17 protein-coding genes are annotated in these 18746 nt (G+C 65.6%); 6 read left to right on the forward strand and 11 right to left on the reverse strand.

What is annotated here, in order from left to right; all coding sequences use genetic code 11:
- Positions 1 to 185 precede the first annotated feature (185 nt).
- The 4 genes from ACZ6CV_RS02530 to ACZ6CV_RS02545 all read right to left on the reverse strand — a co-directional run bounded on the left by ACZ6CV_RS02530 (position 186) and on the right by ACZ6CV_RS02545 (position 3364).
- Positions 186 to 1337, reverse strand: coding sequence for a caspase family protein (locus ACZ6CV_RS02530; RefSeq protein ID WP_469249602.1), 1152 nt, complete (start codon positions 1335 to 1337; stop codon positions 186 to 188).
- A 2-nt stretch (positions 1338 to 1339) separates the two neighbouring features.
- Positions 1340 to 1705 (reverse strand): effector-associated constant component EACC1, encoded by a 366-nt coding sequence (locus tag ACZ6CV_RS02535; protein WP_469249024.1) that lies wholly within the window; start codon positions 1703 to 1705, stop codon positions 1340 to 1342.
- A gap of 122 nt (positions 1706 to 1827) precedes the next feature.
- Positions 1828 to 3105: a tyrosine-type recombinase/integrase gene (locus ACZ6CV_RS02540; protein ID WP_469249026.1), complete on the reverse strand. Its 1278-nt coding sequence runs from the start codon at positions 3103 to 3105 to the stop codon at positions 1828 to 1830.
- Positions 3098 to 3364 (reverse strand): helix-turn-helix domain-containing protein, encoded by a 267-nt coding sequence (locus ACZ6CV_RS02545; RefSeq protein WP_469249027.1) that lies wholly within the window; start codon positions 3362 to 3364, stop codon positions 3098 to 3100. Before ACZ6CV_RS02545 ends, ACZ6CV_RS02540 begins: the two co-directional genes overlap by 8 nt.
- Before the next feature lie 403 nt (positions 3365 to 3767).
- Here ACZ6CV_RS02545 and ACZ6CV_RS02550 point away from each other — a divergent pair, with 403 nt between their 5' ends.
- The 4 genes from ACZ6CV_RS02550 to ACZ6CV_RS02565 all read left to right on the forward strand — a co-directional run bounded on the left by ACZ6CV_RS02550 (position 3768) and on the right by ACZ6CV_RS02565 (position 8444).
- The gene (locus ACZ6CV_RS02550) at positions 3768 to 3995 is read left to right on the forward strand and encodes a helix-turn-helix domain-containing protein (RefSeq protein WP_469249029.1); all 228 of its coding nucleotides are present in this window, start codon (positions 3768 to 3770) and stop codon (positions 3993 to 3995) included.
- Between the two features lie 673 nt (positions 3996 to 4668).
- Positions 4669 to 5847, forward strand: coding sequence for a DUF3631 domain-containing protein (locus tag ACZ6CV_RS02555; RefSeq protein WP_469249603.1), 1179 nt, complete (start codon positions 4669 to 4671; stop codon positions 5845 to 5847).
- A gap of 307 nt (positions 5848 to 6154) precedes the next feature.
- Positions 6155 to 6766: a MobC domain-containing protein gene (locus ACZ6CV_RS02560; protein ID WP_469249604.1), complete on the forward strand. Its 612-nt coding sequence runs from the start codon at positions 6155 to 6157 to the stop codon at positions 6764 to 6766.
- Complete coding sequence (locus ACZ6CV_RS02565) at positions 6756 to 8444, forward strand: relaxase/mobilization nuclease domain-containing protein (RefSeq protein ID WP_469249030.1); 1689 nt, start codon at positions 6756 to 6758, stop codon at positions 8442 to 8444. Before ACZ6CV_RS02560 ends, ACZ6CV_RS02565 begins: the two co-directional genes overlap by 11 nt.
- 116 nt (positions 8445 to 8560) lie before the next feature.
- Here the strand turns inward: ACZ6CV_RS02565 and ACZ6CV_RS02570 are convergent, their stop codons facing one another.
- The 4 genes from ACZ6CV_RS02570 to ACZ6CV_RS02585 all read right to left on the reverse strand — a co-directional run bounded on the left by ACZ6CV_RS02570 (position 8561) and on the right by ACZ6CV_RS02585 (position 11604).
- Complete coding sequence (locus ACZ6CV_RS02570; RefSeq protein WP_469249032.1) at positions 8561 to 9139, reverse strand: HAD domain-containing protein; 579 nt, start codon at positions 9137 to 9139, stop codon at positions 8561 to 8563.
- Positions 9140 to 9168: 29 nt separating this feature from the next.
- The gene (locus ACZ6CV_RS02575; protein ID WP_469249034.1) at positions 9169 to 9864 is read right to left on the reverse strand and encodes a class I SAM-dependent methyltransferase; all 696 of its coding nucleotides are present in this window, start codon (positions 9862 to 9864) and stop codon (positions 9169 to 9171) included.
- On the reverse strand, positions 9865 to 10779 hold the full coding sequence (locus ACZ6CV_RS02580; RefSeq protein WP_469249036.1) for a phosphotransferase family protein: 915 nt from the start codon (positions 10777 to 10779) through the stop codon (positions 9865 to 9867).
- 75 nt (positions 10780 to 10854) lie between these two features.
- Entirely contained in the window at positions 10855 to 11604 is a 750-nt protein-coding gene (locus tag ACZ6CV_RS02585) for a hypothetical protein (RefSeq protein ID WP_469249038.1), read from the reverse strand.
- A 228-nt stretch (positions 11605 to 11832) separates the two neighbouring features.
- On the opposite strand from ACZ6CV_RS02585, the gene ACZ6CV_RS02590 reads away from it, so the two are divergent.
- Positions 11833 to 13188 carry a helix-turn-helix domain-containing protein gene (locus ACZ6CV_RS02590; RefSeq protein WP_469249040.1) on the forward strand — a complete coding sequence of 452 codons (1356 nt, stop codon included), beginning with the start codon at positions 11833 to 11835 and terminating at the stop codon, positions 13186 to 13188.
- Position 13189: 1 nt separating this feature from the next.
- Positions 13190 to 13723 carry an NUDIX domain-containing protein gene (locus tag ACZ6CV_RS02595; protein WP_469249042.1) on the forward strand — a complete coding sequence of 178 codons (534 nt, stop codon included), beginning with the start codon at positions 13190 to 13192 and terminating at the stop codon, positions 13721 to 13723.
- Between the two features lie 65 nt (positions 13724 to 13788).
- Here the strand turns inward: ACZ6CV_RS02595 and ACZ6CV_RS02600 are convergent, their stop codons facing one another.
- The 3 genes from ACZ6CV_RS02600 to ACZ6CV_RS02610 are packed head-to-tail and all read right to left on the reverse strand — an operon-like array spanning position 13789 to position 18466.
- Positions 13789 to 15000, reverse strand: a complete 1212-nt coding sequence (locus tag ACZ6CV_RS02600) for a DNA adenine methylase (protein ID WP_469249044.1) — start codon at positions 14998 to 15000, stop codon at positions 13789 to 13791.
- A 46-nt stretch (positions 15001 to 15046) separates the two neighbouring features.
- Positions 15047 to 16459 (reverse strand): hypothetical protein, encoded by a 1413-nt coding sequence (locus tag ACZ6CV_RS02605; RefSeq protein ID WP_469249046.1) that lies wholly within the window; start codon positions 16457 to 16459, stop codon positions 15047 to 15049.
- A 3-nt stretch (positions 16460 to 16462) separates the two neighbouring features.
- Positions 16463 to 18466 carry an ATP-binding protein gene (locus ACZ6CV_RS02610; protein WP_469249048.1) on the reverse strand — a complete coding sequence of 668 codons (2004 nt, stop codon included), beginning with the start codon at positions 18464 to 18466 and terminating at the stop codon, positions 16463 to 16465.
- Between the last annotated feature and the right edge of the window lie 280 nt (positions 18467 to 18746).

The following is an 18746-nucleotide window of genomic DNA, read 5'->3' on the forward strand; positions in this document are numbered from 1 at the left end:
CAAAGACGCGAAAGGGGTACTACCGAGCGGCGCACTACGTGAGGCCGACGACGGTATCCAGTAAGGCTAAGAAGCCGGCGCTCTGGATTGTAGTGATTGGCATACTTTTGCTGATCGCTGCCTGGAACAGCCTCTTCGGCAACGACGGGGGAAAGGCGAGTCCGGAACCTCAGCGGACAGCCCAGTCAGTCACGGGGCCGCCGTCCCGCTAGTTTCCGAAAGGTCTGGCTCCAGGAGGACGAAGCGCGGGGGTTTTGGCTTCGGCTCAGGGGATTCTCGGCGTCAGGCGGGTTTCCAGCCGGAGACGCAGATCGCAGCCGTTCCCAGCACGACTGCCAGTCTTTCAGCTGCTCGTCAGACACTCCACAGGCAGTCAGGTAGACGCCTGTCGTCCTCCATGTCCTGGGCAGGTCCTTGCGGTTGAGCAGGCTGCCGACCGTGCCTGTAGCGATTTGCTGGCCGGAGCGGTGACTGATGGCTGCGTGTGTGAGGGCGCTGGTGACCCGCACCTGCCTCAGTGCGCTGAAGAACCCCTCGACAGTCCGGATGGACGCCGGGTCTGGCCACGCGCGGCGGTCGACCTGTCGGCCAACGGGGTCGCTGGACATCGGGGCTCGGCTGAAGGCGGGGTTCCAGCCCAGTGCGAGGCGGCCGTTGCTATTGCGCTCTCGGCCTTGCGGGACTGGCCGACCCTTTGCCGAGAGCGACTTCCGCAGCTCGCGCAAGAGATTGTCAAGATCCAGCCGCTCGGGCCCTCCCGCGATGCCAGCGGTGAGGATCGCGAGCAGTTCGCCGGTGAAGGCGGTGTGTGGCTCCCCGGGTGGGGCGAGTGCCTGGCGGTTCTCCGAGGCCGCAGCGAGCAAGTACGTCCCTTCGACGTCGGCTTGGGCAGCCAACTCCGAGGGCCCCATGGTGCCCAGAGCAAGTCCGCCGTAACAGCAGTCGAGGATTACGACCGTCCGCTCCGCTCGCCCATCCAGCAGAGCGCCACGAAGCCAGCTGTATGGAATCCCTGTTTCGATCCGTTGCTGTTCGGATTGAGGCAGCCCTAGATAGAGCTCGCCGTCTGGCGCGACGAGGCCATGCCCCGCGTAGTACACCAGCAGCGTGTCCCTTGCTGAGGCGCTGGCGTCACGCAGGGAGTTCATCGCGGCTATCGCACTGGCAGGATTGGAAAGCACGACGCAGTCATCTCTGTTGAGATTCCACGACGTGGGTCCAGTGAGCACTCCTGCCAGGGAGTCGAGATTGTTGGAGACGGCGGGAAGATCTTCGAGGATGTCGTACGTGCTCGTTCCGATCAGCACCGCCTTCGAAGCACCGGGGTCCGGGAACACGCTCAACTTGCCGTGTCCTCCTCGTTGTTGCGCCCGTCCTGTTGGAGCAGTCGTGTGATTCGCTCGATCTCCTCATCGCTGCAGCTGGTCAAGGCGTCAACGAGGTCCTGATGCCGGATCATCACACGCGAGGCGCGTGGCCGTGTCTGCTTCCAAGCCGCAAGCGTCAGAGCGAAGTTCGCAGCACTCCACCCGTTCTCCGTGACCAACTGGAGGATGTCGGCGGCTGCCCCCATCTCACCCTCACGCGGCGGCTGCTCGCACATCTCCACACTGGCAGTGCGCCGAATGTCAGGGTCGCGGCGGAGCCAGGCCAGCAGGGAGCGGAGTTCGTCATCCGCTGGCTCGACACGAATCTCAACGCGCATGTGATCCCCCACTGCTGCACTTCGGGCTTGGCGGTCCTCACCATGTTCGGGCATGGCCGAGCGCGGAGTTGTTGTCTTCGGTCAACCGCTCTGCGAAGTGACAGAACGAGACGCAGAAGGATCTATGCGGCGGCTCGATATCGTCGGCCGATCGCCTTCCGGGCCTTCTCGACCGCCCCGGTCACGCGATGGACGTAGCGCCGGAGGGTGAACGCAGGGTCCTCATGGCCGAGGAGGTCGGCGAGGGTGTAGACGTCAACGCCTTCGTTGATCGCCTCCGAGGCGAAGAGATGCCGTAGGGCGTGCATCATTTTGTCGCGGCACTCCTCCCACTTGCGGCCCTTGCCAACGGGCTTGTCGTTGAGGGCCGTTATCGCGCCGATCGCCTCCAGGGCACCCTTCCAGAGGTCGTTGAAGTAGTTCTTGTTCAGCGGCGTGCGCTCCCGTGTCGTGAACACCAGGCGCACGGTGACCGGCTCACCGTCCTTGGTCATCCACGGCAGGGTGACCTCTACCGGCGGGTGCTTGCGCATGTGCTCGGTGAGCAGCAAAGCCAGGCGATCACCGACCGGTACGAAGCGGTCCTTGAGGTCGTCGTCCGTGCCGCCCTTCGGCGGGGCGAAGACGAGCGTTCCGCGGTCGTGGGTGATCTGGCGGCGGATGTGGACGACCTTGTCCTTCTGCAGCCAGTTGACGTCCTCGGGGCTGAACCCGAAGATCTCGCCCTGGCGCATGCCCAGTCCCCGGCCGCAGTCGACCGTGGCCTGGTAGCGCTCGGGCAGGTGTGGTCGCAGGGCATCTGTTTGCTCCCACGACAGGGGTACGTCCTTCGCTGCCTTCTTTGATCGCCGAGGCTTCACGCGCTTCACCGACCCCGTCTCGCACGGGTTCTTGGCGATCAGGTCGTCGTCCACGGCCATGGCCAAGATCGACGACAGGTGGGTGAAGACCAGCCCGACCGTCGTCTCGTCCAGTACCTGCAACCGGCGCTTGATCCAGGTCTGCACGGTGGACGCCTTGATCTGGCGCAGCTTGAGGGAGCCCATCGGCCCGACGATGTGGTTGCGGACGCGGGACTCGTACTGGGCGTAGGTCCGAGGGTTGTCGAAGGTCTGGTTCGCCAGCCACTGCTCGGCCACTGCCTTGAGCTGGGCCTCCCCCTTCCTCGGGTCGATGTACGTCCCGTCATCGACGCTGCCCTGCATCTTCGTGAGGTGCTGCCGGGCGTCCTCGTACCGGTCGAAGCTCTCGCTCTGCTGTTGGCCGTCGGGGCCGCGCCAGCGAGCCAACCACCGTTTGCCGCGTCCGTGTTCGCGGGACGGGACCTTCTTGTGGGCCGTGCAGGTCTCGTCGTCGGCCTCCGGCCGCTTCTTGTGCCAGCGGTCGTACGGCTCAGCCACGCTGCCCCGCAACTGTGGCCGTGAGCAGGCCGCTCGGCGGGACGCCGAGTGCGGTGGCGATGGCGACGAGATCGTCGATGTCGCACCGGCGGCGGGCGCGTTCGGTGCGACTGAGGGCGATGTTGGTGATGGGTCGGCCGAGGGCGGTGCACCGCTCGGCGAGGCTCTGCTGGGAGAGCCCGCGCAGCAGACGCAGGGTCTCGATATTGCGCGCGGCCTGGATTCCGGCCGGGCCTATTTCAATGGGTCGGGCTGCCATGACAGATAGCTGTAACTCGAATCTGGCAGCCATGGCAAGGGTTGCTCAAGGAGTTGTGAAAACTTGGCGGCGCTCGACAATTCGGGCGGTTCGGTGAAGCCGGATTCTCATGCTATGGTCCCGCGCCGTTGTCACGAGGGTGCTCGGGTGGGCCGCTGACCTGTGGTCGGTCCTGGTTGCATGGATGGATTGGGGCGACCGGGGCGTCTGCCGAAAATGCGGACAGAAACTCCCTGCCTCCGGTGCGATTTCGGCAACCGGGGATCCGGGTCTACGGTTTTTATCCCACCCGGCGACAAGCCGTTTTGGGGTGGCCGTGGAATTTCCGCACAATGCCACTGGACGCGGCGGGTAATTCTGTGGCTGTCTTGTCCACCCCCGCCACTTCCCTGAAGGAGCCCCTATGCCTCGAACCCCTCGTGCCGCAGCGCCCAGCGGTGCTGGTCCTGTCCCTCTGGCCACGCCAGAGGAGGTCGCAACCTACCTGGGAGTGCCCGTGAAGACGCTCTACCAGTGGCGCCATCGCCGTATCGGCCCGACCGTGCACAAGGTCGGCCGGCACCTGCGCTACCGGTGGCGGGAGGTGGACGCGTGGCTGGACGCACAGACCTCGTACGACCTCACGGTCTGACCCTGCAACACCCCACGGGGACAACGAAGCGGCCCTCGGCGAGCCACCGCCGAGGGCCGAGGATTCCCCAACTGATCGCCCATATCTGAAGGAACGAACGGATGAGGGCGGGTCTTGCCGGACCTGCCCTCATCGGAGAGGAACGTCTATGGAGGACTCTACGTCCACCCCATCCGCCGGCGCATCCCCCAAACCTGCCTGGCCGACGGTCGCCGTCCCCGGCCAGGGAATCCCCAGGCTCGCCCGGGACCAGGAGGACACGCAGTCCGTGGATGCCGTCCCCGGACAGATGGCCATTGCAGTCGATGGGGACCACCACGGTCCCCAAAACGAGACCGGTACACGGGGACGGGATGGCGGGGACCGGATATCCACATTGCCGGTTGGGGACCGGTCCCCTGCCGCCGACCGAAGCTCTGAGTCTGCTGTTGATCTGCAGGTCAGTGCGATGGGGACCGAGTTCGGGGACCGCAGCGGGGACACGCCGGGACCGTCGGGGGACGCATCGCAGCGCCTTGGGGACGGGGGTTTCGGTCCCCGCCGGGAGCTGGGAACGGATGACCATTCGGGGACGGGGACAGGGACGGCGGATGCGTCGACCTCCGGTGACCGATCGGGGACCGGAGACGGTGAGGACGCGACCGATCGTGAGGGGGCGGTGCTGCTCGACGAGTTGCGGTCGACGATCGGCAAGTACGTGGTGCTGCCGAGCGAGGAGGCGCTGACTGCGGTCACCCTGTGGGTGGCGGCCACGCACATCCAGACCGCCCTGCAGCACGCGCCCCGACTCGCGGTGATGAGCCCGACCAAGGGCTGCGGCAAGTCCCGTGTGCTGGACGTGCTCTACGAGACCGTCCACGACCCGATGATGACGGTAAACACCTCTCCGGCGGTCATTTTCCGCACCATCGGCAAGATCCCCCCCACCTTGCTGGTCGACGAGGCCGACACCATCTTCAGCCCCAAGGCAGCGGGCGACAGCGAGATCCTGCGCGGCCTGCTGAATGCTGGACACCAGCGCAACCGACCGGCCTGGCGGATCTCCGGACCGGAACACAAGCCCACCCCGTTCCCCACCTTCGCGATGGCCGCCATCGCGGGGATCGGTGACCTGCCGGACACGATCACCGACCGGTCGGTCGTACTGCGGATGCAGAAGCGCAAGCCCGGAGAGAAGGTCGCCCCGTTCCGAACGCGATACGCGGCGCCTGAACTCAACGCTCTGCGTGACCGGTTGGCCACTTGGCTGGGGCCGCTACGCGGCACGGCTGCCCGCATGGTTCCGGCGATGCCAGTGGAGGACCGGGCAGCGGACACATGGGAGCCGCTGGTCATCATCGCCGACCTCGCCGGCGGTCACCGGCCCGCCCAGGCCCGTGCCGCCTGCTTGGCCATGACCCGGCACGAGGCGGTGCAGGACGAACAGACCAGCCTGAAGACACGACTGCTACGAGACATCCACCGCATCTTCGAGCGGGCGAAGAACCCCGAGGCCCTGCCCACCCTGGACCTGGTGGCCGCCCTGATCCAGGACGCGGACGCTCCGTGGGCTGATCATGGTGCGAAGGGGCTGAACGCCTACCACTTGGGCAATCTGCTGCGGGACTTCGGCATCGGCCCGGTCAACTACCGCTTCGACCAGGGCAAGCAGGCCAAGGCGTATCTGCGTAACCGGTTCCTGGATGCCTGGGCTCGCCACTGTCCCGACCTGGTCCAGGCGGAGGCTTCGCCAGAGCCTGCATACGGCACTTCCCCTGACCGCTCGACGCAACGCAAGCCGCCTACCGCACCGGCTGGTTCGCTCTCCATCGGCCTGCCCGGAGGCCCTGCCGGGCCGAAGCGGATGCCCTGACCGCACCGGTCCGTATTACTGCGTCGCATCCGTCCCCGCGCAGGTCAGCGCGGGGACGGACTCTCACACCGGGACGGACGTATCCGTACCTGCCCAGCCGTCCGTACCGGGGCTGACCAGGCACGCGACGCATGCAACGGATGCGACAGCGTCCCGCCTCTGCCACTGGAGCACCACGATGCCCAACACCGAAAACCACCGCACCCCTCGCCGTCGGGGATGGCTCGGCCTCGGCGCACGAACAGCAGCAAGCTGGAGCGTTCGAGCCCCTAACGGGGCTTCGTCCGCGCTTGCCCCCGCCCCTGGGGTGGCGGGGGAGGAGGCCGGGCGCCAGCGGGCACCCGAGCCGGGGGAGGGGGTGACCGGGCCCAACGCCGCGCCCGCCGCCAACGCTTCTGCCGTACGCGATCAGCCGCCCTCCGACCTCGCCGTCCCGTCGTTCGAGTCGTCTGTCCGCCCTCCGTTGCCTGTTGAGCAGCTCTCGTGGCGTGAGCCCGACGCCCCCGTGCTGCCCGCGCGGTTGAACCGCAAGCGCACCACCGAGAAGCGCGACCAAGAGAAGAAGATTCGCTTCACCTCAACTGCGCTGCGCGTCATCGACGAGGCAGCCAAGCGGCGCCGTCTGACGTTCGCCGGGTTCGTCGGCGGCGCAGCCCTCGCCGTCGCGCTCGGCAAGGCGAACATGACCGGAAGTCCGGAGGACGATCCCGTCCGCCCGCTGGTGGAGGCCGTCGAGGCGCACACCAAGGCGCTTAACCGGATCGGCACCAACCTGAACCAGATCACCACGGCCATCAACAGCGGAGCTGTCCCAGAGCAGACCGAGGCCGTACTCGGCCACGTCGATCAGGCCGTCCAGCGCAGCTACGAGTTGATGGACGAACTCGTGGCGGAAGGCGGGGCCGCCAATGGTGCCTGACGTCTCCACAGGCTCCAGCACCCTCGGACTGATCAACTACCTCTATGGCAAGGGTCGTCGGGACGAGCACATCAACCTGCACATCGTGGCCGCCTGGGACATGGCCGGTGCCCCCGACCCCGGCCGCGACCCCGCAGCCACGTACACCCAGCTTGCCCGCCGCCTCGACCATCACGTCGACCTGCGCACCCGCGAGCTGGGCGGGAAGAAGCCGCCGAAGCACGTGTGGCACTGCCCGGTGCGTACCGCGCCCGGCGACCGCTACCTGACCGGCGCCGAGTGGGCCGAGGTCGCCCGCCGTGTCGTTGCCGCCACCGGCATCGCCCCCGAAGGTGACGACCAGGCGTGCCGGTGGATCGCCGTGCGCCACGCGGACGACCACATCCACATCCTGGCCACCAGCGTCCGCGCCGACGGGCGTCGCCCGCGTACGAACCGAGATGGTTGGCGGGCACAGCAGGAGTGCCGCAAGATCGAAGCCGAATTCGGGCTGCGCCGTCTCAAGTCCGGAGACCTGACCGCACCCAGGACGCCTACCGGGGCGGAGCGGGCCAAGGCCGAGCGGCTGGGCCAGAAGTCGACCACGCGCGAATGGCTGCGCGAGCACGCGTACGAGGCTGCTGCCGCTGTCCGCAGTATCGATGACTACTTCAGTGTGCTCGCGTCGCTGGGCATCCGGGTCAAGCCGCGCGTCAGCGCCAAGACCAGCGAGGTGGATGGCTACAGCCTTGCCGCTCCAGGCGACAGCGTCTTCTTCGGCGGCTCCGCGCTCGCTCCCGACCTGTCGTACAACCGGCTGACCGAACGCCTCCCCACTAAGGAGGTAGCGGACCGACTGCAGCGGATGGCGGATCCGGGTGAGCCGTGGCGTCGTACGGAATCCGCCGTGCGTACGGCCCTCGCCGTGCTCGATTCGGGGGACGACGCCGACGCTCAGGGGCATCTGGATGCCTTCGCCGACACTCTGCGCAACCTGGCCCGCAGGGCACCCGGCCCTCATCAGCCTGAACTGCAAGCTGCAGCACGGGCGTTCAACCGCACACGCCGCTCAGCGATCCGGGCCGATCACCAGGCGGCCGTCGAACTCCGCCATGCGGCCAGGGAACTCACCCAGGCCGCCAACATTCCGGGCGGACTTGCCGTCGCACTGATCTTCACCGCCCTGCACTTGGCCCGAGCCGCTGCCAAGTGGCATGAGCAGCGCGGCCACGAACAGCAGGCCGCCGCAGCCGAGGAAGCTATCCGCCACCTTCAGGAGGGCTACCGCCAAACCGCCGAGCCCGTCCTGGCGGACCTCGCCCGTCGCGTCCCACGTCCCCAGACCGTCCAGCGCTTCGAGGCCGACGTACGCCAGGCCATACCCGGCCATGCCGAGCGTGTCCTCGCCGAGGCCGCCTGGCCGGCCTTGGCCACCACGCTCGCCCGAGCGGAAACTGCTGGCTACGACACCAGGCGCCTCCTCGCTGAAGTGACCGCCAGCCGAGAGCTCGACACGGCTGAACGCCCGGCGGAAGTCCTCAACTGGCGCATCACCGCACAGCCGAACAAGCGCGCACAGGCGGCACGGACACCAAGCACTCGCGCCAGCACGGCGCCCGTGTCTACCGCGCCGAATACGACACGACCCGCGTCTTCCACGATGAGTACGAATACCGAAGAACGCGGCCGACATCGGTAGCAGCAGCGGCCGCTCGCAGTCGAGACGGACTGCCTCAATCGGCAGGGCTGAGTCAGTACGGATGTCCTCGCCGCTCGTCGTGGCGAGGGCATCAACTTGCTTGTGCGGCGGGTAGATCACGCGGCTTGGACCTTCCCCGTGGCTGCTGGTCCTCCGGTCGACGTGGTGATCAGTTGTGCTGCCCACGCCCGCACGCATGCCAGGTGCTCGCCTCGGAGCCCGACGTGGGGGTCTGGCTGGACGAGCAGGGTCGCCGAGCCGCGGGCGGTGCGTTCTGCGGCCCAGGCGTGGTCGAGGTTGGTGAAGTCGTCGTCGATCCAAGCGACGGGTGCGTCGCCGAGCCAGGTCTCGACATGGTCGCGTTTCCAGAGGTAGCCGTCGGGGTGACTGGTGGTGATCTGCGGGCGGGGGAGGTCCACGTACGGCAGGGTCGGGAGGCCGAGGAGCGGGCCGATCAAGGTGGTGGCGTCCCTGCGCCAGCTGGTGCACCAGACCGGGCTGACCAGGCCGGTACGGAACACGTCCGTCAACAGAGGGCCATGGTCGGGATTGAGCCAGACGGTGACGGAGTCCTCGGCGCTCCGGCCGGTAGGAACGACGTCATGCCGGAGGTGGGTGGCCGGGGTGGCCCCGTCTTCGGCCGGGAACGGAATGAGGACGCCGTCGATGTCGAGGAGCAGGAAGGGCCGGCGCATCGGTACCTCCAAGGAAGCTGGAGCAGGGATCAGAGCTTGCGGGCAGTGATCAGCAAGGTGGTGGGCCAGCGACCGTGACGGGCGTCGTGGAACTCCTGGGCTGAGGTGACCCAGAGGCCCGCGCGGTTGAGGTGTGTCTCCCAGCGGCTGGCGTCGAAGTCCCAGCGAGCGACGGGGAGTCGGGTGCGGTCAGGGAGCATGACGTGATCGCGGCGTGGCCGGTCGTCCGGTGACGGGCGGCGGCCTCCGCGCTTGGGGTGGGGCACGGTGAAGGCCAGAGTGCGGCCGGGTTTCAGGTGCTGGGCGATGGCAGAAAGCAGGAGCTCGGGGGCGGCCAGGCCGACGGCGCCGAAGACCGAGTAGATGCCGTCGAACTGCTCGTCGCTGGCTTGCAGGTAGTGCAGGGCGTGGCCGGCGACGAAGGTGAGGTTGCTGAGTCGGCCGTAGTGGGTACGGGCCCTGCGGATCTGAAGGCCCACGAGGTCGAGTCCGGTCACGCGCGCACCCTGCCGGGTGGCGAGGTGGGCGGCGTTGTGGCCGGGGCCGCAGCCGAGTTCGAGCAGCCGCCTCCCGTGTAGGTCGGGGCCGAGGATCTCTGCACTTGGGCCGCTGCCGGGCCTGGTGGTCCATTCCATGCGGGCTCGTACAGGGAGTGCTGTGGCGGGGCCAGCAGTGGTGCGCTGGAGTGCGTGTGCGTGCCAGGGGGATGCCTGAGCGAGCGGCATTTAGACCTCCAGAAGCCGGAGGGCATCGGTGAGGTGGCGGCGTACGACCTTGATGTACGCGGGGTCGGTGGCCGGGTCGTTGATCCATCGGATGGCCTGCTCCATGAACCACTCCACCGCCCACATCCGGTGCCAGCCGAGCGCCCATTGCTCGGCGGCGAGACCGCCCCGCACGGCGAGGGCGTCGGGGGTGCCGCCCTCGGTGACGTACTGCTCGAGGAAGACCCGAAGCCGGTACGGTTCCGGGTCGTCGATCGTGCCGTGCCAGCTGGCCAGGTCGAGCAGGCCGGGTCCGGTGAAGGCGCGGGCGAAGTCCAAGAGGCGCCAGCCTCGTTGGCCGATGTGGAGGCTGGTGGGGTGGAACTCGGAGTGCACCCAGCCGAACGGCGCCATCGTCGTTCCGGCCGAGCGTGCTTCGGCGGCCTGGGCGAGCCGGTCGAGTGCGGTCTCGATGTCGTCGGCATCCTGCCATCGCTCGGCCTTGCGAAGCTGATCGAGGTGATCCAGTGCCCGGCCGGGCAAGGAGCGCAGGGCTTCTCTGTCGAGGACGGGCAGAGCGGCGGCGGTGCGCGTGTAGTGCAGGACCACCGCTGCGGCAGCACCGTCGAGGTCATCGGCATCCCGGGTAGGGGTGCCGAGATCCTCCAGCAGCATTCCGAGCCAGCCGTCGAGTACCGCAGAGGCCCGGACCTTGGGGACCGGGACGCCGAGGGTGTGAGCCAGGCGGAGGGCCTGATCTTCGCTGTCGAAGGGCTTCTTGGCGTACTTGAAGATGGCGGTGGCGCCGTCGGGGAACGTCAGGCGTTCGACGCCGGACATGGACCAGACACGTACCTCCGCACGCGTCGCGGTGGCGGACTGCCCGGCGGCGGTCAGTACGTTGTCCAAGAGTTCGGCGTTGAGGACCGCATTCATGAGGGACTCCTGTGGTTGAGGGCGTCCGGGGCGGGCGAAGGTGCCGGCCCGCCCCGGAGCCGGGTCGGGTGCGGGCTATGCGACGGGGGCTACCCGGTGGGCGTAGACCTGCTCGATCCATCCGGCCTTGAACTGGGCAAGGTCGTCACGGAAGTTGGCCATCGAGGCACCGTAGGGCGCGACGACGCCGCCGGACTGGTCCGGCACGGACTGGCAGCCGTGCACGAGCCGCCCGCCGAGTGCGGCGTGGGCCTTGATGGACTCGATGCGGCGGTGCTCGTTGAACCAGCCGCCGTGGTAGACCTCGTCGAGCATGCCGCCGGTCTCGTCGTCCAGGTCGAAGACGACGGAGGTGGCGGCAGGGAAGAACCAGCAAGGGCCGACGTTCGAGATGTGCCCGTCCAGCTCGACCTTGTTCAGCGCCATCAGCGTGGCCGCTTCGCGGAGCATCCGCAGGTGTGCCGGGGTGATCTGCGGAAGGCCGAGGCCGGCGAGGTGCTCCTCGCGGAACAAGTACGCGTACACCTCGTACGCGGTGGCCAGCACCCCGGCCGCGTCCGAAGTGGACTGGCTGTGCTGCTTGATGAAGTCGAGCGCGAGCTGCTCGACCGCACTCTCGGTCGTCTCGTTCACGTTCAGGAGCTGCTCCTTGACCAGCTCCCAGTCGGCGACGAGCCAGGTGCTGGACTCGAAGCGGAAGAAGTAGTCGGCCGGATCGATGGTGATGCGCCGGCCGTCGACCTGAATGCCGGGCAGGCGGCTCCAGCGCGCGTCGAACGCCTCGGGCAGCTCGACCGTGATGGCCGCGGTGTCGATGGTGGTCACCGTGTCTCCGTCTCTCTTCGGCCGGGTTCGGGCATAGGAATGCCCGAACCCGAAGCAGGCGTAAGGAACTTGGGGCCGCCCGGCCAAGTGGGGAGCCTGGATTCACGGTCGGACCTGGAACCGTTCCGGGCGGCTGATGATTAGTGAACCGGTCGTCACGCTCAGTGGGTACGGTGAGAGCCAGGCGAAGCGGTATACGCGGTTTACAGGCCCGGAGCGGAGGCGGTCGTGGCAGTCCAGCGAGCACCCAACTCCCGCCTGCGCGAAGCCATCGACGTGTCCGGTTGCACGTACGAGGCACTGGCGAAGGACGTACGGCGCATCGCCGCCGAGAACGGCGAGATCATCCAGACCAACAAGTCGGCTATCTCCCACTGGGTCAACGGAACCCGCCGGCCCAGCGGCCGGGCCGCCCAGTACCTCGCCGAAGCGCTGTCCCGCCGATCACGCCGCATCATCACCAGGGCTGAAATCGGCTTGGGCACACGTGACAACAGTGACCAAGACGAAGCCGACCCGGTCCTGGCGGTGACCAATCTGGGCCGCGCCGACGTCGAGCACCACCATTTCCTCGCGATCGCCGCCTTCACCACCGCCGGTGTTGCCATGCCGCTCGCCTACGATCACGAGGCCACCGCCCGCATGCTCCGCGCCCGCACCGGCACCATGCTGGTCGGCGAGGAGGACGTGGACGTCGTACGCCAGATCACCGCTGCGTTCAGCGCCGCCGATGAACGCCTCGGCGGCGGCCACGGGCTGACCACCGTCACCGCCTACCTCGCCGACACCGCAGCCCCGATGCTCCGCGGATGGTTCACCACCGAGCCCTTACGCCGGGCAACCTTCGGCGCAGTCGCCGAACTCGCCTACCTCGCGGGCTGGAAGCACCACGACCTCGGCCAGGAGGGCGCTGCCCAGCTCTACTACCAAGTCGGCTACCAACTCGCCTGCGAGGCCGACCCGCACGGCCACGCCGCCTGGATGATGCGCACCCTCGCCCACCAAGCCCTCAGCCTCAAACAGCCCCACCACTGCATCGACCTCGCCGAAGCAGCCCTCACCCAGGGCGTCGGCCGTATCGACGGCCAGACCGAGGCTCTGCTCCACATCACTCATGCTCGCGCCTACGCAGCCACAGGCGAGAAGCCCGCCGCGGCGCGTGCCCTACTCGCCGCCGAGGACGCCCTCCTGCGCGAGGGCGGCCCGCAGCCCAGCTACTCCCGCGTCAGCGGCCCGGCCGCCGGCACCGTGGCCAGCCACACCGCCCGCACCCTCACGGACCTCGCTGACCACATCGGCACGGAACAACAGCACCGCGATGCCCTGGTCCGCTGGGACCCCGTGAAGTACAAGCGCGTCCACGCCCTCACCTACGCAGACCTGGGCGACAGCCTCGCTGCCCAAGCCCGCGCCGACGAGGCCGTCGCCGCCTGGTCGCAGGCCCTGACGCTCATGGAAGGCATGACCTCTGACCGAACCCGCAAGGCGATCACCTCACTGCGGTCCACGCTCGCGATCTACCAGCGGCGCAAAGTACCCGGCGCCGCCGAACTCGCCCGCCGCGCTCGTGAAGCACTCGCCTAACATGCCCACCAACCGGCCGACGAAGGGACGCACAGTGGCTCAACCGACCACCGACGACCAGCCCAAAGCCCTCAAGCCCGCACTCGAATCCATGACCCTGCTGGTCGCTGCCGTCATCGTCCACGACCAGGGCACCAACCGCGTCGTCCTCCTGCAGCGCAGCGAGAACGCCAAGTTCGCCCAGGGCATGTGGGACCTGCCTGTCGGCAAGAGCGAGCCCGGCGAGCCGATCACCGACACTGCCGTGCGTGAGCTCTACGAAGAGACCGGCCTGACGGTGAAGCCGGAGTCCCTCAAGGTCGCCCACATCATCCACGGGGCGTGGGGAGTTGAAGCGCCCAATGGCTTCCTGACCGTCGTCTTCGCAGCCCACGATTGGACCGGCGAGCCCGAGAACCGCGAGCCACGTAAGCACACCCAGGTCCGCTGGGTTGACACCGATACCATCCCGGAAGAGTTCGTCGACACCACCGCTAGCGCGCTGCGGCGGTACCTTGCCGACGGCCCCCAGGTGTCCTTGGACGGGTGGCGCTGAGAGCCCCCCTCCGGCCACGGCAGCAAAGCCGAAGACTCGCGTGATTGGCGCCTACTCAGAATCCACTACGGCAAGCGCAGCTGATCATCCAGTGGCACGGTCGCTGGAGGAAGCGTTGTGATCAGCAATTCCTCGGCAGAACGCTTTCCGGAACGTCCTGCTGCGGAGTAGCGCGTAGCGACCAGTCGTTTGGTGATTCGCCACTGTCGCACGCCTAGAGTGTCGCGATCGATTTCTGACGGAGTCATTCTGGCTTGCGCATAAAGCCACTTGCTCTGCAAGAGCATCGGGTGATTGTCGTAGCTGAGTAGCCAGCGGAACTGTGCCCTTGTTCGCAGGTAGCTTGCGAGGCTGAGGTGAAGTGGATCAGCGGACATGTCGGCGGATGAACTGCGACCGTCACCACCGTAGCCCCCACGGGGATCGAACGATGTTCGGTACAGGAGGGATGACTTTTCAATGTACGGAGGGTCGAGATAGGCGACTACGCGGGAGGGCAAGAGCTGCGGGTATTGCTCGGGCACGTCATCAAGAGTTCGACGCCAGTCCTTGCACCATACGTCTACTAGCCGTCCGATATCATAGAGATGGCCCACATACCTAAGTCGTTCGGCGAGTGCATCGGGATTCCAGCGGCAGCCGATAGGGTAATTGCTGGATTGGGTGCGTCCGCCAATGGGGCCAGCCTTTCCGTGCAAAATTCCGGAAAAGGTAGTTCGGTTAAGGAACAGGCATTGTGTCGCCATGCCCAAACGGCGGTCGCGCGGTGACATTTCGGGACGCGGGGTCCATGCGCGCCAGTAATCCCATCGATCTACTGCCGAGATGCCGCCAGCACGAACGTATTTCTTCCATTCCTCATGCATTCGGTCGATGAGCTGCTCGGTGTCGGCGGCGGCTGCCTGCCAAAATGCCGTGACAAGTGGGTCGGCGTCTGCGAGGAGGATGCGATCTGCGATTCCCTCACCGATAGAGCGCAGTGAGGCAGACGCGCCGCCGGCGAAGGGCTCGACTAGAAGGTTTACCTCGGGAACCTCTCGAGACTGCTTCGCTGATGTAATCACTCGTGAAATTACGGGAGCCAGTGAGGACTTGGCTCCTGGGTAGCGCAAGGGGGACTGGTAACGCCCGTGAGAGAGGGCATGGGAGATCGGTTCAAGTCGCTGGGGTAGCGCGCGCGTCTGGGTATGGATCGCCTCGTCGGCGCCGAGGGGGGCGGCAACCCGGACAAGGCCGCTTGCGGCGGTGGCAGTCGCTGACGAGGGCACAGAGGTCACTCGCCCATCTTGCCGGACGTGCGGGTGATCCGGAACACGATCGGGCCTACCTCTTGAAGTAAGTGGGTGGTTGGACTGCCTGGAGATGGGGTTTCAGTCCGGGGATGTTCTGCTGCGCCATCATCGTCAAGACTGAGCGCCCCACGCCGAGAGGCAGTGCCGCTGCCGAGTGCGCTAGGGCGATGGGTACGACGGCATGCCTGTACATGCGGGTCCTCAAGGAGTCGAGAACCTCGCATATCAGACGGAGCGTCGGATATGCCTCCCAGCCTTCGACCTCGGGGCTGTCGCCATTGTATGGCGACAGCCCCCCTCTAGGTAGAACCGTGATGACTAGGGGGTCGCCAGTCCGAGTCCGGTATATGAAACGGCGTCCATAGAATTCATCCACGCCGTACTCGTTATTTTCGGGGCGCCCCGAAATTCTATTGATGTAGGCGTTAGTGAGCCGCATGACGTGACCTGGTGGAATTAGATCCTTGATCAATTCGGCATGCTCAACAAAAGCACCCGATTTCTCAATTCCGACAACAAGCGGTGCGACGAGACCCTGCTTTGTGCACCATTTACTCAAGTTGCCCAGGTGTTCCTCGAACCTTCGCTTGAGCGGCGCGAGCGGTCCGAACAATGCCAGAGGCCCATCGGTGATGAAGAGGGTGTGCCGGAGAACTTCTGGTGCAGTATCGGCGAAGAAGTTCAGGTAGCACACCGACATCAATCGCTCGGCAACGGTCATGACGCGCCCGAGTGGAGTGAAGTTGGAACCCTCTACGTTGTATTCCTCGTGAGTCCGCAGAACGTCTGCGAGGTAGAGAGGCGCGTTACACGAGGGGCAGGATCCGCCCTGCTTTCCGGCTGCTAGTGCGAGGCTGCTGTCCGCCTTCTTGCCGCACCCGGGGCAGACGCGTAGTCCGATAGTGGTTGCCGGTTTCCCGCGAGTGCCGTGTAGAGCGAGAAGTCCATCTGCGAGGGTCATCTCAGTATTGGAGTCGAAACGCGAACCGTGAAGAAAGTCCTCGAGCTCTATGCGCCAGGTCTCCACGCCGCTCATGCCTGGCCGGGTCAGTTGAGATCCAGGCAGAGCGACGTCGAAGGCATATTCAGAATGAGACTTGCGAACCTCGCGCGGATCGATGTGCCTTACTCGTGAAAGGCTGCGAAAGACATCGAGTCGAACCACGGACCCGGCGACTCGGAGATAGCCAACTTTCACCGTTGGGTGGTCGCGAGTTGTGTCCACCTCTGTGTCCGATCCGTCCACGGTGATGGAGAAATCTACTTCGTCAAGCTTGCCGACGAGAGGCAAATCTTCGAGAGCTGCACAGAGTTCAGCGATGCCACCCTCCCCATCGGGGCGAGCGCTGGTGATGGTCCAGCGTTGGAGTGCCGCCTTGACCGCTTCGTTCCTCGCCGTTTCTACATGGCCAAGCCTAGAAGCCTTCTCGCCGTCGTAGGGCACGAGCTACTCGCTTTCAATCGAGACGTCGATGCTTGCCAAGCCGGCCGCATTGCGGGCGGCATTTACCATGGCATGGTCGAACTTGGAGACCTGTATTGGAACGATATATTTTCCCGAGTAGGTCTTCATTCGAACAAAACCGACGTCCTCTGCTCGGATGATGCTCGGTGCCCAAACCTTGAAATCGTAGTAGTGCGCCAACTCGCGTGTCTCGTGGTCAGAGTTTAGATGGGCGATAAGCCAATTTGACGTATTCGACAGCATGCGCTTGTCGACGGATGTGACTTCCTGCGTGGCGTAGATCAGGCCCATCCGATACTTTGCTGCCTCTTTCGACAGGCGTACCCAGGGATCATCCGCTACGTCTCGCCCGCTGCGTTCAAAGAGATTGTGCGCTTCTTCGACGATGATCTGCATTTCTACGGGATCGTGGTCAGCGCGGAATCGTTCGCCTGCCCGGTTCAACAGGTGGGTGACGATACGCTCGGACATGACTTTGGCGACCTGATCGTTTCCGCTGGAGAGATCGACAATAGCAAGTCGGCCTGCCTGCATGTCGTGCCACAAGTGCTCTCCGACGTCACCTGCCGATTGTGGACCATGAAATGGTCGAATGGTTCGAATGGCGGATGTTACGCCGGTGTACTTGTAGACGCCCCAAATTGCACTGAAGTGACAATCCTGAGTATCGTGCCACTTGGGGAATTCGCTTTCCCGTTCGCCAACCCATTCGGCGAGCGCCAGCGCTCCTGCGGGGTTGGAGACTCGGTAGAACCCTGCTCGACGGGCCTGCACAACAGCGTCAGGATGGGCGGCTACGAAGTCCTGCATCGGAGTCGATGGAGCGACAACCATGAGGTCTTGAGGTAGTTGTGCTGCCTCGAAGCCGCACTTGGCCAGGAGCCCGTAGAAGGCAACCATGGCCCACCCCCAGCGGGCGTGCTTGCTGCGATCATTTTGATCGGGCTCGGATAGGACTGCTGATCGGAAGCTTTTGCCGTAGTTGGTGTTGACCGGCATAGTTGCTTCGCTTACCAGGCTCCAAGCTGCTTCCAGAACCTCGCGGTCATAGAAGTTAATACGCAGGGGCTTTTCTCGGCCGTCCGAGGAACTCGGGTGCACCTTGTAGATCCGCACCGTGCTCTCGTCGTCACCGAGGAGGCGAAGGCCCGTTTGGTCCTGCTTGTTGACGTTCGCGTACTCGCCTTGAGGGTCGAAGATCAGCTGACCGATTGAGCGCTTGTGTTCCGAACCGTACCGGTGGACAGCGGTAACTAGCGTCTTGATGGTGTTGGATTTCCCGGTTCGAGTCATGCCGAACACGGCCGTCTTCCGTCCCACGAAGTCGGAGACGTTGATGCGAGCTTCTGCCCTATCGGTGCCGGCGATCAGCGCCTTGCGCCGCGTAGCAGCAAAGCGGACCCTTCCGAGGGCGAGGGCATCCTTCTTGTCGGCAGGCTCAGGGTAGGACGCCAGCCACGACAACACTTGAGTCGAGGGTAGGAAGACTTGGTAGCGTGCGGAGACGACTACGTTGTCGATGTCGGCCCCGAACTCGATCGCGGCTTCGCGGCCCTCGGTCTCGGTATAGAAGGTGCCCAGAACTTCGCAGTCGAAGGCCGACTGCTGGAGTTCGTTGCGTGTCAGTACATCGGTGACATCGTCGAAACCGACTCCCGATGCGCCTGCGTCGCGAACAACCGCCAGGCGAGTCTGAATCAGCTCAGACTCGTTGGGTAGTGGCGCAGTCCCGCGGACACGAAGCAAGATGATCTCTTGATCTTCGAGTATGAACCCGGATTCTGTGTTGTCCCCCGCGACGGCGAGAAGGAAGCCGCCCCTCGGAACTCCCCCGGCCTTCTCCTTCTTGAAGTCATCGGTCAGTACCACAGCCGAGTCGTAGTCGAGACGGTAGATGCCGCCGACGGGTACGCAGCCCCCGTTGATCAGTGCAGTCAGTGGCTTCTTGAGTTCGACGGACTGGGACAGCCCCTGAGTGATGCTCAACTCGTCTCGCTCCTCTGCCAGTCGGGCCAGGCAAGGCGCGACCGCTGTGTGGTTGTGGTCCAGAGTCGTTCTGGACGGTACATGCGGGCACTGACAAAAGTGTGCCGTACGAAGGATGCTGAGGGTAAGTCAGTCAGACACCTGTGAGTGCTTCGCTGCGACGCACCGCCTGGCGGCGGCACTCGTTCGGGCTCGACAGGTTGCTGCGACAGTGCGGCGGTATGGAGCCGCGATCTGCTTGCTGGGCGGCACGGACAGAACCTCAGGCGGGAGGACGGGC

The organism is Streptomyces sp. NPDC041713 (genome assembly GCF_055591085.1).

Bases quoted from the DNA above. Each gene is read 5' to 3' on its own strand.
- ACZ6CV_RS02565 (WP_469249030.1), top strand. From the start codon at position 6,756: ATGGTGCCTGACGTCTCCACAGGCTCCAGCACCCTCGGACTGATCAAC.
- ACZ6CV_RS02550 (WP_469249029.1), top strand. From the start codon at position 3,768: ATGCCTCGAACCCCTCGTGCCGCAGCGCCCAGCGGTGCTGGTCCTGTC.
- ACZ6CV_RS02580 (WP_469249036.1), bottom strand. From the start codon at position 10,779: ATGAATGCGGTCCTCAACGCCGAACTCTTGGACAACGTACTGACCGCC.
- ACZ6CV_RS02545 (WP_469249027.1), bottom strand. From the start codon at position 3,364: ATGGCAGCCCGACCCATTGAAATAGGCCCGGCCGGAATCCAGGCCGCG.
- ACZ6CV_RS02595 (WP_469249042.1), top strand. From the start codon at position 13,190: ATGCCCACCAACCGGCCGACGAAGGGACGCACAGTGGCTCAACCGACC.
- ACZ6CV_RS02575 (WP_469249034.1), bottom strand. From the start codon at position 9,864: ATGCCGCTCGCTCAGGCATCCCCCTGGCACGCACACGCACTCCAGCGC.
- ACZ6CV_RS02570 (WP_469249032.1), bottom strand. From the start codon at position 9,139: ATGCGCCGGCCCTTCCTGCTCCTCGACATCGACGGCGTCCTCATTCCG.
- ACZ6CV_RS02535 (WP_469249024.1), bottom strand. From the start codon at position 1,705: ATGCGCGTTGAGATTCGTGTCGAGCCAGCGGATGACGAACTCCGCTCC.